Here is a 17,092-nt window from a genome sequence, read left to right on the forward strand (position 1 = left end):
TGCCAGGGTCAGGATGTGACGTCGGCCACAACGGGCGCACCCGGCGCCACTATGCGGGCTTCCCGGCGGAAGACGAACAGGGCCATCAGAATCGCAGCCATTGGTGCCAGGGTCATGTAGAAGGCGCGATCGCCACCGATATGGCTGAAGACCAGCCCGGTGATGAAGGAGCCAAGCGTGCCGCCCAGGGCCGAGAACACCACGATGAGTCCGGTCATCGACGCGTGCCGTTCGACCGGCAGGGCGCTGAGCATCACCGAATTGACCACCGGGTAGATCGGTGCCATCAGCAACCCGATCAGTGGCAGCGCGTAGGCCACCGGCGGCGCATTGAGCCAGTTCACATCCGGGCGGAGCTCCACTCGGGCTGCCAGCGGCATGGTCACGACGACCAGGACGGCCATGGCCACCACGCAGGCATTGAGCAGGGCATACCAGGACACCCGTCGCAGCAGGTAGCCAGCCAGCAGTCGGCCCAGGGCCAGGGAGGCGGCATAGATGCTCGCCACCTGCACGCTCATGGCTGGAGGCAGGTGCAGGATCTCGCGGTTGAAGGTCGGCAGCCAGGTGCCCAGGCTCTGCTCGATCAGCACGTACATGAAGATCGACAGGATGAAGGCATAGACCAGGGGGCGCATGAGCAGCCGCAGCATTTCCACGAATGCGCCGCCGCTGCGTTGCACCACGCTTCCCTTCATGGCGCGCTCGTCGAGTCGGGTGATCAGTAACATGCCGATGACCAGCGCACTGGCGGCAGCCGGTATCCAGTACACCTGGGTCCAGCTCAAGCGGCCAGGATCGTGAGGGTCGATATACGCGCCGAACAGCCAGTAACCACAAAGCACGCCGAGCATGAAGAGCCCCTCGATGACGTTCATCAGGCTGGCGTGTTGCTGGCGCGTGGCGGTGAGCAATCCAATCGAGGAATACACGCTCACCTTGACCAGCGCGAAGGTGACCCCGATGACGACGAACAGCAGCTTGGTCGTGAGGAAACTGGGCATCGTAGCCATGGCCATGCAGGCCAGGCCAACCAGTGCATGCGCCATGATCATCGCGCGTCGATAACCGAAGCGCGGCAACTGCGATGCAGCCAGGAAAGACACCGCGGCGATCGAAAGATCCTTGCACGCTTCCAGCACGCTGCCGGTTTGCTTGGCGATGCCGAAAGAAAGAATGCTTTGCAAGATCACGGTGCCGACGCTGTTGAGCAGCACGGCATAGATCATGTAGCTCAGGCCCAGCGAGGCGACGACGAGGATTCGATTCAAGCGGAGCTCTCGGATAACAGATAGATGGCGAGGCCATGCCGGGAGAGGGTAGTTGGGCTTGATGCGCGGATCCGCACGCCACTGCCGCGTGAGGGCGTGGCAGTGGCGTGCGGGACTTGTTGCGCCTCTCGATCCGAGTGGGCGTGCCTCAGTACGCCCACGCTACCTGTCGCCTGCCTCGAACTTTGTCAGAACCGGTACAGCGCCGACAACATGTAGCTACGACCGAAGATCGCGCGGCCATACACTACGTCGCCGGCGGTGGCGCCGCCAAGCACGCGGTTGTTGCCTTCGGTCAGCGCCAGCGTATTGCTGATGTTGGTGCCGGTCAGGCGGAAGTTGAAATGCTCGCCCACGTCCGCCTCGGCACCGATATCGATCGTGTGGTACCCCGGCAGGACCTGATCGTTGCCCAGGTCGCCGAAGCGCTTGCCTACATGAGTATAGGTGGCGAAGAAGCGCAGGAAACCCCAGTCGGTCGGCACGAACAGGCTGGGTGTCACGCGATATTGCAGCTTGGGCTGACGCTGCACGACATTGCCGGAGAAGTCGCCGTAATTGTCGTAGCGGGCGTGCGTATAGTCACCGATGGCCTGTACCTGGAAATTCTCGGTGGGACGAATCGTACCTTCGAATTCCAGGCCGTGCGCACTGGTGGTGCCGGCCAGCGTGACGTTCTGCAAGCCGCCGTCGGGTGTGGAGATGAAGGCCTGGTAAGGCAGGTCGCTGAAGTGGTTGTAGAACGCGGTCAGATAGGCACTATAGAACTTGTTTTCGCTCTTGAAGCCAAGTTCGTACTGGCGAACCTTCTGAATCTGCGGCGTACCGCCCTGGATATCGTCGAAGCTGGGCATCAACAAACCCGAGTTCAAGCGCAGGAACGCGGACATGTGCTCGGTGAAGCTGTAATTGGCGCCGGCCGTCCAGGAGGCATGCGATGAGCTTTGCTTGTACGAGGTGAATTGGCCGTTCGGTACCGACGAGCTGTTGTTGTAGACCGTCAGCGGATTGTTATCCAGGTCCACTGTGGTATTGCCCTCGGCCACGCCGCTGGCGTGCTGGTTTTCCATACGCACGCCGACATCGAACAGCCACTGGTCGTTGACCTTCCACGAATCGCTCAGGTAGCCGGCCACGTTACGGCCGCTCCAGGCTTCATAGAAGGCGTCGGACGAACCGCTGGCAAAGCCGTTGTGCGAGATCTGGGCGCCGTTGTTGAGCGTGACATCGATCAGGCGCGCGTTGTTTTCCAGTGTGGTGAGCACATTGTTGCCCAGGTACCACTGGTCGCGCGTGCCATAGGTTGCTACGTACGCACCGAAGGTCAGCGTGTTGCCTTCGAACAGTTCCTTGTTGATGCGCAGCTCATCGGTGAACGAGCGGATACGTTTGTCCACGCTCCACAGGCCCGTTTCCAGCACCTGCTGGTTCGGATCGACCGTGCCGCCACCGTGCGTATAAACGCCGGTACCCGTGGTGGCCAGGCCGCCAGCGGCAACGACGCCCGGCATGCCATTGGCGGCGGTGACCGAGTCACTGATGAACTGAGACATGGTTTGCGGCGGCGCCGAACCATTGAACAGCGCCAGCGTAGGCACGTCACCGCGCACGAAATTGGCACGGTTGCTGACCGACCAGCCATCACCGAACTTCCAGTCGAACTTGGAACCGAACACCGAGAGGTTCATGCCGCGCCCATGCGACACGTCCTTGTTGATGGTGCCAGGCGGATTGCCCGGCGATACCTGCAAGGCGACGTGGCGCAGGTCGTTGCCGAGCAACGTATCGCTCGAAGGATCGAAACCGTCCAGGCGATGTACGCTGCCGTTGATGCTGACCAGCGGCGAAGAGGTCAGGAAGGCATCGTTGTCGTTGGTATGACGGGCCGAGAACGAGAACGAGCCATTGTCGTCATCGAACTTGTGCGTGATGATCGCCTCGAACTGGCCACCCCGGTTGATCGGGAATTGCGCATCGTGCACACCGTCGCCTTCGCGGGCGAAGCCGCCGCCGCCGAGGTACCAGTCCTTGGCGATCTGGCCCGCCCAATAGAAATCCACGCGGTGGAAATCCTTGGTGCCGACGGTGGCGCGAATGGTGCCCGCGCCTTCGGGTGTGTCGGTGCCGTCCTTCTGGATGAAGTTCACGGTGGCGCCGGGCTGGCCCGCCGAGAAGATCGGGGCGGGGCCGCCGCGCAAGACTTCCACGCGCTGAATCGAATCATCCAGGCGAAACAGGTCCGGCGTGCTCATGAAAGACAGGCCCGAACTGCCGTAGAGTGGCGAGCCATCGAGTTCGGTGGTGACGAAGCGCGCATCACCGGCGCCGGGAAAACCACGTACGAAGACGTTCGCACCGGTCTGGCCGCCGCTTGATTCCACCCAGACGCTGGGCACGGCCTTGAGCAGGTCCGCTGTGCTTGCCGGCGCCACATCCTTGATGTCATCCAGCGACAGCGTGGAGATGGCATAGCTTGCGTCGATTTTCTTGATGCCGCCGGTGCTGGCCGAACCGGTGACGACCACCTGGTCCAGGTTGCTGACCTCTTTCTTGTTGTTGGTATTGGTGTTCTTGCCACTGCCTGCTGTGGTCTGCGCGTCCTGTGCGTGCACGGCGCCTGCCATCAAGGCGGCGACGATGGCGGCAGTCAGCAGACGACGCGTCGTAACTTGGCTCATGGTGTTCCTCCCCAGGTGAACCGGACAGGCCTCGCTTCATCCGACAGGGAATCGGACGAGGCCTGGCCGGGCTTGACTCATGTGGTTGTGTGGATGGTGCCGGCCTGCAGCGAGGCCGGAAGTGGGTCGTGCTGTCGAACAAAATCGTTGATAGCGAAAGATTGCAGGCCTGGCAGTACCGTGTCGGCCTGGGCCAGTTCTGTCGGGTCGCCGATGCCGATGGCGAACATGCCGGCCGCCTTGATGCCGGCCACTCCCGCTACGGCGTCTTCCACGCCGATACACAGGGCTGGCGCGATGTCCACGCCCCTGGCGGCGGCAAGGAAGATTTCCGGGTCGGGTTTGGAGTGCTCGATCGTGGCCGCGTCGACGACGTAGTCGAACAGGTGGGCGATGCCCATGCGGTCGAGCAGTGTGGGGGCATTGCGACTGGCCGATGCCAGCGCGGTTTTCAATCCGGCGGCACGCACCGATTCGACGGCGTCGCGTGCACCGGGGAGCAAATCCTGCGGTCCGAAATGCTGAATGCGCTCGACGTAATAGGCGTTCTTGCGGTCGGCAAGCACGGTCTTTTCCTCGGAGGTATACGACTTCTTGCTGCCTTCGAGGATGATCTCCAGCGAACCCATGCGATCGACGCCCTTGAGTCGCTCGGCGGTGGTCATCGTGAACGGTACGCCGAGTTCTTCGGCGAGCTGCTTCCAGGCAGCCAGGTGTACGACCGCGGTGTCGGCGATGACGCCATCCAGGTCGAATATGACCGCCTTCGCATCGGCGTTTGACTCGCGTGCGTCGGCGCGCGGCAAGTGCAGCTCTTCGCCAGCCAGCAACCGGACCGGGTTGCCGTTATGCAGGAAATCCAGGCTGTCACCGCGTCCCAGGCGATAACGCACGCCATCTCGCGACACTGTCATGCGCAACAGGGCGTCGCCCCAGCGCACACCAAAGCGGTAGCCGTTCCATGCCGCAGGTAGGCGCGGCACGAGCGAAGGCTTGCCATCGATCACGCGCAGGCCGCCGAAGCCCCAGCTGAAGGCGAGCCAGCTACCGGCCATCGCCGCCATGTGGATGCCGTGCGCGGCGTTGCCGTGCGAATCGTCCAGGTCCACGCGCAGCGTATCCTGGAAATAGCGATAGGCTTTGCCGACTTGTCCGACTTCCGCCGCGACGACTCCGAATGTCGACGCCGACAATGTGGAGTCGTGGATGGTGACGCCTTCGTAGTATTCGAGATTGCGGCGCTTGGCATCAGCATCCACATCTTCGCCGGCCAGCATCAGGGCAAGCACGGTATCGGCCTGCTTGCATACCTGATGGCGATAGATCGTCATCGGATGCAGGCGCAGCAGCAGGGGACGCTTGGTTTCCTCGGCCTGTACCTGCAGGCGCGGCAATTCAAGGAAATTGTCGTCTTGGGGGAAGATGCCAAGCTTGTCGTCGACCGGCAGATACATGGCGTCGGCCGCTTTTCGCCATAGATCGATCTCGTCGTCGCTCAGCCCGATACGCTCACGCAATTGGGCGTACTGCACCGGGGCCGCGCCGGCCATCCAGGCGGCCGTATCGGCCGCATCGCGCAGGTGTTTCTGCGCCATGCGGTTGGTGTAATGGTTGTTGTGCACCAGCGCGGAATATTCGTCCGGGCCGGTGACCTCATGGATGCAGAACGCGCCAGCGCGGCGCGCATTGAAATGGCCGACATCCAGCCAGACGCGTGCGGTCTCGAACAACATTTCCGCACCGTGATCGCGCATGAAATCCGTATCGCCACTGGCATCAACATAAAGGCGGATAGCCCAGGCGACCGCGGCATTGATGTGATACTGCGCCGACCCGCCCGGAAAGTAGGCCGAGCATTCGTCGCCGCTGATGGTGCGCCAGGCGTACAGCGCCCCTCGTGGATGATTGAGTTCGCGCGCATGCAGGCGTGAACGGTCCAGCGTGCGGTAGCGATAGCTCAGCATGCTGCGCGCCAGGGTCGGCGAAAGCGTCGCCAGCACCGGCAGCATGAAGATCTCGGCATCCCAGAAGTAATGGCCTTCGTAGCCTTCGCCAGTCAGCCCCTTGGCCGCGGTGCTGCCGTTGCCGTCGCGAGAGCTGGACTGGAACACATGAAAGAGGTTGAAACGCAGTGCCTGCTCGCTTTCCACATCGCCGTCGATGGCGATGTCCGCGTCACGCCACAGGTGATCCAGTTCGGCCGATTGGCGTGCGAGCAGCGCGGGAAAGCCATTATTGAGGCCTTGGCGCAAGGTGTCTTCGGCGCGCGCATACAGTTCGGCGTGCGGTTCGCAGTCGCCCGGCTGTGTCCAGCTATAGGCAGCGAATTTTTCGATAGCCACGCTGGAACCGGGCATGAGCATGCCGTCGTACATCTGCATGACGCCATGCGGGACGAGGGCGGCGTGCCGAAACGCCAGGCTGCCATCCAGGACGATGTGTCCCTGGGCGCAAATGACCCGGATATCGCTATGGGTAGTTTTCTGCCCGATCCAGGAAATTTCTTCTTCGGCGAAGGTATCGGTGTTGACCAGGCCACCATCCAGGCGTGCGCCGATGCGCGGGTCATGTCCTTGTTCGACCGCATCCCGTGCCGTGCTGATCGCCGATTCGAGCGTGATCGGTCCTTCGTAGTCCACGGACGTCACGCGATAACGGATGCCGAGCAGGCCGGGCACGCCCAGGCTGACGACGCGCTCGGCATGGATATCCAGGGTGAAGCCATCGGGCGATCGCCAGCGAAGGTGTCGACGATACATGCCTGTGCGCAGGTCGAGCTGGCGAGAGAAATCCAGCCATTGGCCGTCTTCCAGCCGCACGGGGGTATCGCCCAGGCGCAGGTGGATGCGGGTGGCGTCGGCGACCGGCACGCGCGTGTCGGTATGCGCGGCAAAGCCGGGGAAGCGTTCGTGGTATTCGATCGGCGTGCGTTCCCACACACCGGCAAGGAAGCTGCCTTGCGTCGGGCTATCGCCTTCCTCCAGGCCAGCACGCACACCCAGGTTGCCATTGGCCAGGGCGAACAGACTTTCTTCCTGCGCCGCGCCGGAGAGTTCGCTCTCGCGCCGAACCAGTATCCAGGGATCGGTCGCAACGGTGCTGGGCGATGCCGAGCAGGCGGCAGGAGCCGGCATCGAGTCTTGGTGTTCCAACGTAAATCCCTCGCGAGGCGTGTCTTGGGTGATGTCCCGGAGCGTTCCAGGGGTGAGCGGGGCGCGAGCATTGCAGCAAATGATATCGATATCAAGACATCGATATCATTTGCTGCAATGCAGTATTTTTCTAGATTTTACGGAGACTTAGCTTTGGATGAGGTTGCTTGTACGAAGAACTCCCAGACTTGGCATCACCCGTTTGGTCATCGACGTAACCGATACTCGGCCAGAACCCTTCGAATAAAGTTCGTTCATTTGGATAAAGCCGGCCGCCTTCGCGCTGGACGTTGTTCGTTTGCAGGTGGCTTGAGATGAAATGCTGCCCTTCGGCGATGGGGTCGCTGCTTTGTGGTTCTTGCCAGCGACATGGATACCGTTGCGACCGCGTTTCCATCACCGGGTATTGGAACGTTTCAGCATCGCTGTCGAAGGGCTGGATGGGGCAACGAACGTCATGGCTCGGCCCCCCGGGATCGACGTGCGTACGAATTGCCATGTCGCCGTAGTCGGGCAACAGTGATCGGCCGAGGGCGGAAAAGCTGATTCGGGAGCTGGCGCTGGTGTCGGTGAGCGAACTGTCCGCCTTGGCCGCCAGTGCGATAGGCGACAATAGGACGGACGCGATGGCACGCAGCACTAGCGGAAATTTGGCGGATGACATGGTGTACTCCCCGGAATGGGAGTACGCCGAATGTAGGGCCGATCGCTGCCGTGGGGTGCGATCCGTCTTGCGAGGTCAGGATGGGGTGAGACTTATGTCGGGCTTTGAGTATCTATGAGTGGCAAACACGGGAAAGGGAAGTCGGAAGCCTCGACCCCCACCAACCTGACCATGGCTGATCTTGCTGCTTTGGCGGGTGTCTCCAAGATCACGGTATCGCGCGCCTTGAGCGACAGTCCGCTGGTGAATCGCAAGACACGTGACCATGTGCAGGCCCTGGCTCGCGAACATGGGTACAAGCTGAACGTCAGTGCCCGCAACCTGAGGTTGCGGCGTAGTCACACCGTGGCGGTGATCGTGGAGATGAAGCCCAGCAGCGATCGAACTATGTTCGATCCCTATCCGCTGGTGCTGCTTGGCGGCATATCGCAGGAGCTGACTGCCGCCGGCTACAGCGTCCTGTTGACCACACGCCAGGGAGCGACGGCCGCGGCCGTCCAGGCTGCCGACGGCATGATTTTGCTGGGCCAGGGTGTGCGTCAGGACGCCGTTCGCCGTTTCGACAAACTGGGCTTGCCCATGGTGGTTTGGGGTGCGCAGGCCGAGCATGACGAGCACGTGGTCGTGGGTAGCGACAACCGATCCGGCGGTGCCGCCGTAGCGCGGCGGTTCGTGGCGCATGGACGGCAAAACCCGGTGTTCATTGGCAATCCCAGCCACCTGGAAATCTTCGAGCGCCTGAGTGGTTTCGTCGACGCGTTGGCCGAGCATGGCATCAAGCCGCTGTTGATCCGTCGCGACGAATTCACGGTGGCCTCGGGTGTCGACGCCATCGAATCGCTGGCCTCGCGCGGTGTCGCCTTCGATGCGGTTTTCGCTTGCAGCGATCTGCTGGCCATGGGCGCGGTGCGCGCCATCGAAGCCTTGGGCCGCAAGGTGCCGGTCGATGTTTCGGTGGTCGGCTACGACGACATGCCCCTGGCCGCCAGTTTCATGCCCCCCTTGAGTTCTGTTCGCCAGGACTGGCAAGCCGGCGGCATCCTGCTTGCGCGCAAGGCGCTGGCGTTGATCCAGGGCCAACCCGTGGAGTCGGAATCGTTGCCGGTGGAGTTAGTCGAGCGGGCGACGTGAGTGAATGAGTGAGGCCGGCGGCTGCGCCGCCTGTGAGGCCGCTCGCTGGCGCTCGCTGCGAGGTCGGCAGCTTCGCTGCCTGTAAACGGGAAAAGCAGAGCATTAAAGAGCCGTTCCGTCCAGCTCACCGTAGCCTGCTTTTACCTCCTCACAGCCTGCATCGCAGGCGACTTCACAGCGAGCGCTAGCGAGCGGCCTCACAGGCAGCAAAGCTGCCGGCCTTACAGCGAGCGCCAGCGAGCGGCTTCCCCCGTTACGCTTCGACCTCGGCATTCTTGCCTCGGTAAGCTGGCGTAAGTACCAAGCGAAAACAGCTGCCACCACCGGCAACGCGTACGTACTCCAGCGAAGCCTGGTTGGCCTCGCTCATCTGGCGGGCCAGGTACAGGCCCAGACCCGTGCCGTACTCATGGGTGGTGTAGAACGGTTCGAAGATCTGGGCTGCGACCTTGGGCGGGATACCGGGGCCACGGTCGATGACCTCAAGGATCGGCACCCCGTGCTCGCCATGCCGGGCCACGACCATCACGCGTGCCGGCTGGCCGGGCATGCGGCCGTAGCGCAAGGCGTTCTGTACCAGATTCCACACTACTTGCTGCAATTGCTGCGGATCGGCCATGGCGGCCACCGGTTCGTTGCCGGCGATGACGCGCAGGGAATCCTCGCCCAGATCGTTACCCTGGCGATACTCCTCGACGAAGCTCAATGCCCAACGACCCAGATCCAGCGTTTCCGGGCGTGAGCGCTCGCGACGCGACAGCTGCAGGATGTTCTCGATGATCTCGTTCAAGCGCACGCAGTGGTTGTTGATGATCTCCACCATGCGCTGGTCAGTGCTGCTGAGGTCGGTCGATTCGGCCAGCAACTGCGCCGAATAGCGGATCGCCGCCAGTGGATTGCGGATCTCATGGGCGATCGAGGCGGACAATCGCCCGAGGGAGCTCAACGTCAGCTCTTCGGCTCGTCGCGATACCAGGGAGGTGTCGTCCAGGAAGATGAGCACGTGGGAGTCGTCGCTCGGGGCCAGCCGGGTGAAACGCGGCACTACTTCCGGTACGCCATCGGCCAGTTGCGTGGAGGTTTCGTCGAGCTTGCCGGAGGTCATCCAGTGATAAAGGCGCCTTGACAGTTCCGGGGCCAGGCGGCCCAGGTCACGCTGGTCGGCGGAGGGGTTGCCCAGCAGCATCCAGGCCGATTCATTGATCTGGTGAATGCGGTTGGCGTCGTCCACGAGCAGCACGCCGGTCTTCATGCGGCGGATGATCAGTTCATTGACCTGGGACAAGTTGGCCAGGTCGATACTGCGCTGCTCGGCTAACGCCTCGGTGGCGCGCATCTGGCGGCTGAGCACATGACAGAGCAGGGTGCTGGCGAAGTAGGCCAGGCCGAACAAGCCCGACTCCAGCAGTTCACGATCCATGCTCGAATCGACCTGCGGCAGTTCCAGGGCCGAATGGCCCAGGATGCCCAGCGTGGCAAGGGCAGCGAAGAATAGCGACAGGCGCAGTGGCAGAATCAGCGCACCGGCACTGAGATTCACCGCCAGCATCATGGCGATGCCGATGCGGGCGTCATGCATCGAGGTCACGGCCAGCACGGCCGCGACGATATCGACTACCAACGCGCCCGATACGACCAGCCGGCTGCGCTGTACGCCCTTGCGGGTCACCATCAACACGCCCAGGGTAAATAGCAGAAATACCAGGGCGACGTTGCGCGCAAAGCTCACATCGATGAGCTTGGGCCAGCCCAGCCAGGGAGGGCTGAAGGCCAAGCCGATGTAGATCAGTGCCTGGACCAGACGGAAGTAATTGAGGAACGATAGTTCATGGCGCACCGCCTCGGGGGCGGGGCGAGGAGCGGGTGAAGCGGGCGACGCTGAGGTTTGCACCTGGGCGGGCACTCGTTGGGCGGGTGGGAGGAGTATAGGCGGTTGGCTGCGCGGGTTTGGAGGTGGGGGCGGTATTGGAAACGGATGACGGGGGCGCAAGTCCGTGCGCCCCGGGGTGATCACAAGCACCGCCAGACCCCGTCGCGGCATGGGCGCTTGCCCCTGGGAGACGGCTGCCATCGGCCGCCAATCCCCTTTCGACCCCAGCCACAATTCGCCCTCCCATAATTTGTCGCAGCGCACAACCCCTTTCCATCACGGGCCGCTTCCGCGAAAATACCTGGCCGTATTGCGCGGTTTTTCGTCATGTGAAGGCATGGCGGCGGCGCACTGCACTCGGCAGCGCGTTGTGTACCCGCCGTCCGTTCCCCTTCGCCTGCGCCTGACCATCGGTGCATGGCGCCAATGTTTCCCCGTTCGCTCGAGGTATCGAATGAATTTCCACGAGTACCAGGCTAAAGAACTGTTCGCGCAGTACGGCATTGCCGTGCCGCCGGGCAAGGTTGCCAACTCTCCCGATGCCGCTGTCGACGCCGCCAAGCACCTTGGTGGTTCGCAGTGGATGGTTAAGGCTCAGATCCACGCAGGTGGCCGCGGCAAGGCCGGCGGCGTCAAGTTCTGCAAGAGCCTCGACGATGTCCGTGCTGCCGCCAAGGGCATGCTGGGCACCAACATGGAAACCTACCAGTCCGCTGGCCGCGCGCTGCCGGTCAATCTGGTGCTGGTCACCGATGCCACCAACATCGCCAAGGAGCTGTACCTGTCGATCCTGGTCGACCGCGACTCCAAGTCGGTGTCGTTCATTGCCTCCAAGCATGGCGGCGTGGACATCGAGCAGGTCGCCAAGGATACGCCCGAAGATATCCACACCATCGTGGTCGATTTCGTCGAAGGCCTGCAGCCGTACCAGTGCCGCCAGCTCGGCTTCGCGATGGATCTCAACGCCAAGCAAGTCGGTCAGCTGACCAAGATCATGCTGGGCCTGTACAAGCTGTTCAACGACAAGGATCTCTCCCTCGTTGAACTGAACCCGCTGGCCATCCTCGAAGACGGCAACCTCGCCGCCCTCGACGGCAAGGTCAATTCCGATGACAACGCCGAATTCCGTCACGCCGACCTGGCCGCCATGCGCGACCTGAGCCAGGAAGACGCGGCCGAGGCGGCTGCCGTGCAGCACAACCTCAACTACGTCACGATGGACGGCACCATCGGTTGCATGGTCAATGGCGCTGGCCTGGCCATGGCGACCATGGACGTCATCAAGCTGGCGGGCGGCGAGCCGGCCAACTTCCTCGACGTCGGCGGTGGTGCCACCAAGGAGCGCGTGACCGAGGCGTTCAAGCTGATCACCTCCTCGGACAAGGTGAAGGCCATCCTGGTCAACATCTTTGGCGGCATCGTCCGCTGCGACATGATTGCCGAAGGCATCATCGCCGCAGTCAAGGAAGTGGGTCTGAAGATTCCGGTGGTGGTGCGCCTGCAGGGCACCAATGTCGAGAAGGGCCGCGAACTGCTGGCCAACTCCGGCCTGGCGATCACGCCGGCTGATGATCTCAACGACGCGGCGCAGAAAGCCGTGGCCGCCGCGAAGTGAGGAGCATCCAAGCATGAGCGTTCTCGTCAATAAAAACACCAAGGTGATCGTGCAGGGCTTCACCGGCCAGCAGGGCACCTTCCATGCGCAGCAGGCGCTCGATTACGGCACCAAGGTCGTCGGTGGCGTGACTCCGGGCAAGGGCGGCAGTGAGCACATCGGCCTGCCGGTCTTCAACTCTGTCTCGGAAGCCGTGGACGAAACCGGTGCCGATGCCTCGGTCATCTTCGTGCCGCCGCCGTTTGCGGCCGACTCGATCCTCGAAGCCGTCGATGCGGGCATCCGCGTGATCGTGGCGATCACCGAGGGCATTCCGGTGCTGGACATGCTGCGCGTGAAGAACGTGTTGGCCCAGCATCCGGAGACCGTGCTGATCGGTCCGAACTGCCCGGGTATCATCACGCCCGGCGAGTGCAAGATCGGCATCATGCCAGGCCACATCCACCAGCCAGGCAAGGTGGGTATCGTGTCGCGTTCGGGCACGCTGACCTACGAAGCGGTCTTCCAGACCACCAATGAGGGCCTGGGCCAGTCGACCTGCATCGGCATCGGCGGTGACCCTATCAACGGCCTGAACTTCATCGACTGCCTGAAGCTGTTTCAGGACGATCCGCAGACCGAAGGCATCATCATGGTGGGCGAGATTGGCGGTTCGGCCGAAGAAGACGCCGCCGAGTTCATCGGCGAGTACGTCAAGAAGCCGGTCGTGTCGTTCATCGCCGGCGCGTCGGCTCCGGCCGGCAAGCGCATGGGCCATGCCGGTGCGATCATCTCTGGTGGCAAGGGCACGGCCGCAGCCAAGTTCGCCGCTCTGGAAAAGGCTGGCGTGACGACGGTGAAGTCGCCTGCCGACTTGGGTAAGACGCTTGCCAAGCTGATGAAGTAATCCGGTACGTTTCGACGTACCGAAAAGGGTCGCTGCGAAGCGGCCCTTTTTTTGCTCGTCTTCAGCCTTCGATGATGAGAAGCCGACTAACCCTGTGCCTGGGGGCTTGCTGGTCGCAATGATTCGGCGACTGGCGATGGTGGCAGTTGTCCTGGCGAGTTCCTCCGACATGGACATCGACGATATCGGCCGTCGAGGCACTCATGACGACATGATCGACAGCATCGGTCGGTACGGCTGACTCGGCGACATCGAGCATCACGAAGTCAGCGAATTTCCCAGGTTACAGGCTACCGATGACATGCGCCTTGAGAATATCCGCTTCTGCCGTCTGCGCCGCCGGTTCGCTCTCGTCAGTGGTCAAGCCGGCAAGCGCGATGCTTGGTTGCCTTTGTGGTTCGGCTGTGTCTGCGTCCAGGCGAAGAAGTCGCCGGCCCGCTGCATGGCCTGTCGATACGTCCATTGCGGTCCCACGACACGCGCGGTGGCGCCATGGACAAAGCGTAGCTCTGAAATCCCAGTCGCTTGCGCCATGCACTGATACCGATCGCGTCACGCCGGAAGGTCTCATGGCTATGTGTTGCCATGGCGGCATCAGGTTTATACATGCCAGGCAACGCAATGGGAGTGCCGACGACGCACAGCGTGGATCACTTCACAAGACGAAGTCGCGGACATGCCGCGACTTCGACTTTTTGCCAGACACCAAATTCAATCGAGCGGTACGACGGCCTTGGCGAGCGAAGAGATTTTGGCGGCGCGTTCACGCCAAAGCCTGGCCATGTCTGCGGTTGCCGGGTTACCTCGGGGCAGTCCAGCGTCATCCAGCAGCAGTGGCGTTGAATAAAAGCTCGTGCTGTTACCACAAAGTATGGTCTTGGAGTTGCCATTGTTGTAGCCGAACTTGTAGTGGGCTTGCCCTGTATTGCAGTGACTACCACCTACGTTATGGGCAATTTCATGGCGGAATGCATTGGCATACTTCGCTTGCTGGACACTGACACGGCCTCCGATGTATGCCCACCCTGCGGCATTGTTACCCGAGCTGGCATTGAAATAGCTGGCAAGCAGATCGGCGCCGTATTGCTTCATGCCGGCGTCGAACAGGGCCAATGCTTTTTTCAGTGCACCGTTCGCGCCGTTGTGTACGGGGTAGTCTTCTTCAATGATCTGGATGCCCGCCAGACGCAGACGTACTTTTTCCACCTGCGAATTTCGCAATCCAAGATTGACGGATTCGACCTGGGCCAATGCGAAAGCCTGCGGATCACCGACACGATCGGCAGCCGACCTGGAGAATCCGGCGAGCAGATCGATGACAATGAAGCCCTCCGAATCCACGTCGGCTTCATCCGTTGCCGACTCACGCACGAGCATGGGGGATGCCGGTTCCGTCATGGGCTCGGCGTCAGGTTGCATATAGTCGGCAGGCGAGGCGTCGAACCACTGTTGCGTACCGATACCATCAGCCAGGATCATGCCACTTTGCTGTGGCGTTTCAACCAGCGCAAGAAGGTGGCCGTCATCATGACGAACCATGACCAGGCTTCCCTGGGGCCGGTTGGCTTCGTCCCTCAGCGTCGCGCTGCTGACGGTGTAATCGTTATGGCGCTCGATCGAGGTGTTCCTATCCGGATGCAGGCCATGCAGAATGGGCGATGTGAATTGCGGTGAAACGACATGGCTTGCATTGATGGTCGGTTTCGACAGGAGTTCCGGAGCAATGAAATGGCCCTCAAGCGGACCGTTGGGGAACCCATGGGCGCTGGCGCCCATGCTTGTCAGACACATGATCCATGCGGCCTGAAACTTCTTGTACATAGTGGAGTGCTTCCCTCTTAATCGCCGTGGTCTACAGCGACGAGCACGTTAGAGGGAAACGGACGTTGCGTATGTCCGCCGGTGGCAGTTGGATACTACCTATATGGCTCAACGGCCGCTTCAAGGAATCTGACATCGCAGCGACGCCATGAGTAACCCGCCATGGTGGCAGCCAGCGGATGAAGTCGCGCTATCGCAATACATGCTTTGCGGCGCGATCAAGCCACGTTGCGATCAAATCCAGCGTGTGTGATTGCAAGGCCCAGTGTTGCCAGAATAGCGGCACATCGAGCCAGCGTCTTGGTGCGATGGCGCAAAGCGTGCCTTCCTTGATGCGCTGCTTTGCCATGGACTCCGGAGCCATGCCCCAACCCAGACCATACTCAGCAGCCCCGACAAACGCATGGGGCGAGGGTATGTAATGGATGGGTGGGGCCAGCTTGGCTCGCGTGATGCTGCGAATAAATCGACGTTGCAGATCGTCTTTGCGATTGAATACCAGCATGGGCGCCTGCGACATCGAACTGGCACCCAGACCTTCAGAAAAATGCTGCTTTACGAAAGAGGGCGAGGCAACGGGGAGATATCGCATTGTTCCTAGCCGATGAACGTGGCACCCCTGGAGGCGGAGGGCGTCACTGGTGACTGCACCCATGACCGAACCGTTACGCAGCAGGGCCGTGGAGTGGTCTTGATCCTCCACATGGATATCAAAGAGGAGTCCGTGTTTCTCGTGCAGGCCGGCAATGGCGTCGAGCAACCAGGTGGCCAGTGAATCGGCATTGACAGCAATCGCGATGGGCTCGCGCGTGGCCAGTGGTTCAGCGAACGTCTCCAAGGCCTCGCGCTCCAGAAGTCGCATCTGTTGCACGCCGCGTAGCAGACGCGCGCCGGCAATCGTCGTCCGACATGGTACCTGGCGCAATACCAGCACCTGGCCGAGGCGATCCTCCAGCGTCTTGATGCGTTGGGATATCGCCGATGGTGTCAGTGAGAGCCGACGGGCCGCTTTTTCGAAGCTTCCCTCTTCGATAACGGCATGAAGCGCGACGAGTTGGGGATGGATCAGGCTCATGATGAAGTCATTCTAAAGTTACTTAAGAAAAATAAGTTTTACTTAATAAGTGAAGTCACCGAAAGTGCTGCAACCAGTCACGGCGTGAGGTGTCATGAATCCTTACTTGTATGGTCTTGGTGCAGGTGCCAGCCTGATCGTTGCCATCGGAGCGCAGAATGCCTTCGTGCTGCGCCAAGGACTGATGCGCCAATACGTTGGCCAGGTCGTGCTGGTGTGCGCAATGGCCGACGCATGCCTCATCGTGGCGGGCGTGGCAGGCATGGGTGCCCTGGTGCAAGGCACGCCCTGGTTGCTCCAGGTCACCCGGGCTGCTGGCGCGTTGTTCCTGTTGACCTATGCCATTGTTGCGGCGCGACGAGCGATTCAGGGGCAGGGGCAGTGGGGCTCCGGTGATGCCATGGCACGGGGAAGGTGGCGCGTCCTGCTCACCTGCCTTGGTTTTACCTTGCTCAACCCGCACGTCTATCTGGACACCGTCGTATTGCTGGGCAGCCTGTCGACACGCTTTGCGCACAGCAGCGAGCGAGCGTGGTTTACTGCTGGCGCAGTGACAGCAAGTTTTGCCTGGTTCGCCGGGTTGGGTTTTGGGGCCCGATGGTTGTTGCCTTGGTTTACCAAGCCTTCCGCGTGGCAATGGCTGGATGCTGGCGTGGCAGTACTGATGCTGGTATTGGCCGCTTTGATGATAGTAGGGATGGTGGGCGCGTGATCGTTCTGGCGAATCGCTTTGGCGCCCAGATCAACATAAAGCACCCGTCGCTCCATCAAAACCCGGCCTCAAGGTGTATCCGCGCCCTTCGAAGCTTCGTGGAGACAATGAGAAGAAGTTCTTGCAGGAGGCTGGAAGCGCTTGTCTGGCGGCTGCCGGTTTACGAATTCAATGAATCATAAGGCGGTCGATGTAGCATCGTGTTGCCGTTGCTGGA

Annotated in this window: 11 protein-coding genes; 4 read left to right on the forward strand and 7 right to left on the reverse strand. The window is 61.5% G+C overall.

The features are described 5' to 3' along the window. Positions 1–8 precede the first annotated feature (8 nt). The 4 genes from VF436_RS04000 to VF436_RS04015 all read right to left on the reverse strand — a co-directional run bounded on the left by VF436_RS04000 (position 9) and on the right by VF436_RS04015 (position 7,765). The gene (locus VF436_RS04000; protein WP_330902691.1) at positions 9–1,271 is read right to left on the reverse strand and encodes an MFS transporter; all 1,263 of its coding nucleotides are present in this window, start codon (positions 1,269–1,271) and stop codon (positions 9–11) included. Between the two features lie 188 nt (positions 1,272–1,459). Continuing rightward, positions 1,460–3,949, reverse strand: a complete 2,490-nt coding sequence (locus VF436_RS04005) for a TonB-dependent receptor (protein WP_330902692.1) — start codon at positions 3,947–3,949, stop codon at positions 1,460–1,462. A 77-nt stretch (positions 3,950–4,026) separates the two neighbouring features. After that, positions 4,027–7,101 carry a beta-phosphoglucomutase gene (gene pgmB, locus VF436_RS04010; RefSeq protein ID WP_330902693.1) on the reverse strand — a complete coding sequence of 1,025 codons (3,075 nt, stop codon included), beginning with the start codon at positions 7,099–7,101 and terminating at the stop codon, positions 4,027–4,029. Positions 7,102–7,231: 130 nt separating this feature from the next. Then, positions 7,232–7,765 carry a hypothetical protein gene (locus VF436_RS04015; protein WP_330902694.1) on the reverse strand — a complete coding sequence of 178 codons (534 nt, stop codon included), beginning with the start codon at positions 7,763–7,765 and terminating at the stop codon, positions 7,232–7,234. Between the two features lie 171 nt (positions 7,766–7,936). Between VF436_RS04015 and VF436_RS04020 the strand changes: the two genes are divergently transcribed. Further along, positions 7,937–8,896 carry a LacI family DNA-binding transcriptional regulator gene (locus VF436_RS04020; protein WP_330902695.1) on the forward strand — a complete coding sequence of 320 codons (960 nt, stop codon included), beginning with the start codon at positions 7,937–7,939 and terminating at the stop codon, positions 8,894–8,896. 253 nt (positions 8,897–9,149) lie between these two features. Here the strand turns inward: VF436_RS04020 and VF436_RS04025 are convergent, their stop codons facing one another. After that, positions 9,150–10,733, reverse strand: a complete 1,584-nt coding sequence (locus tag VF436_RS04025) for an ATP-binding protein (protein WP_330902696.1) — start codon at positions 10,731–10,733, stop codon at positions 9,150–9,152. A gap of 487 nt (positions 10,734–11,220) precedes the next feature. On the opposite strand from VF436_RS04025, the gene sucC reads away from it, so the two are divergent. Together sucC and sucD are read left to right on the forward strand one after the other, a co-directional pair. After that, entirely contained in the window at positions 11,221–12,381 is a 1,161-nt protein-coding gene (gene sucC, locus VF436_RS04030; protein WP_330902697.1) for an ADP-forming succinate--CoA ligase subunit beta, read from the forward strand. A gap of 13 nt (positions 12,382–12,394) precedes the next feature. Beyond that, complete coding sequence (gene sucD, locus VF436_RS04035) at positions 12,395–13,267, forward strand: succinate--CoA ligase subunit alpha (protein ID WP_330902698.1); 873 nt, start codon at positions 12,395–12,397, stop codon at positions 13,265–13,267. 711 nt (positions 13,268–13,978) lie between these two features. Here the strand turns inward: sucD and VF436_RS04040 are convergent. Next, positions 13,979–15,088 carry a zinc-dependent metalloprotease family protein gene (locus VF436_RS04040; RefSeq protein ID WP_330902699.1) on the reverse strand — a complete coding sequence of 370 codons (1,110 nt, stop codon included), beginning with the start codon at positions 15,086–15,088 and terminating at the stop codon, positions 13,979–13,981. Positions 15,089–15,278: 190 nt separating this feature from the next. Next, complete coding sequence (locus VF436_RS04045) at positions 15,279–16,163, reverse strand: LysR family transcriptional regulator ArgP (protein ID WP_330902700.1); 885 nt, start codon at positions 16,161–16,163, stop codon at positions 15,279–15,281. A 94-nt stretch (positions 16,164–16,257) separates the two neighbouring features. On the opposite strand from VF436_RS04045, the gene VF436_RS04050 reads away from it, so the two are divergent. Further along, entirely contained in the window at positions 16,258–16,875 is a 618-nt protein-coding gene (locus tag VF436_RS04050; RefSeq protein ID WP_330902701.1) for a LysE/ArgO family amino acid transporter, read from the forward strand. Positions 16,876–17,092: the final 217 nt, after the last annotated feature.

This window comes from Dyella sp., from assembly GCF_036384435.1.
Taxonomy (GTDB): domain Bacteria; phylum Pseudomonadota; class Gammaproteobacteria; order Xanthomonadales; family Rhodanobacteraceae; genus GSA-30.

What these genes read in the sequence shown, in the direction of transcription:
- VF436_RS04045 (WP_330902700.1), bottom strand. Translation starts at nt 16,163, where the DNA reads ATGAGCCTGATCCATCCCCAACTCGTCGCGCTTCATGCCGTTATCGAA.
- VF436_RS04005 (WP_330902692.1), bottom strand. Translation starts at nt 3,949, where the DNA reads ATGAGCCAAGTTACGACGCGTCGTCTGCTGACTGCCGCCATCGTCGCC.
- VF436_RS04040 (WP_330902699.1), bottom strand. Translation starts at nt 15,088, where the DNA reads ATGTACAAGAAGTTTCAGGCCGCATGGATCATGTGTCTGACAAGCATG.
- sucC (WP_330902697.1), top strand. Translation starts at nt 11,221, where the DNA reads ATGAATTTCCACGAGTACCAGGCTAAAGAACTGTTCGCGCAGTACGGC.
- sucD (WP_330902698.1), top strand. Translation starts at nt 12,395, where the DNA reads ATGAGCGTTCTCGTCAATAAAAACACCAAGGTGATCGTGCAGGGCTTC.
- VF436_RS04015 (WP_330902694.1), bottom strand. Translation starts at nt 7,765, where the DNA reads ATGTCATCCGCCAAATTTCCGCTAGTGCTGCGTGCCATCGCGTCCGTC.
- VF436_RS04050 (WP_330902701.1), top strand. Translation starts at nt 16,258, where the DNA reads ATGAATCCTTACTTGTATGGTCTTGGTGCAGGTGCCAGCCTGATCGTT.
- VF436_RS04020 (WP_330902695.1), top strand. Translation starts at nt 7,937, where the DNA reads ATGGCTGATCTTGCTGCTTTGGCGGGTGTCTCCAAGATCACGGTATCG.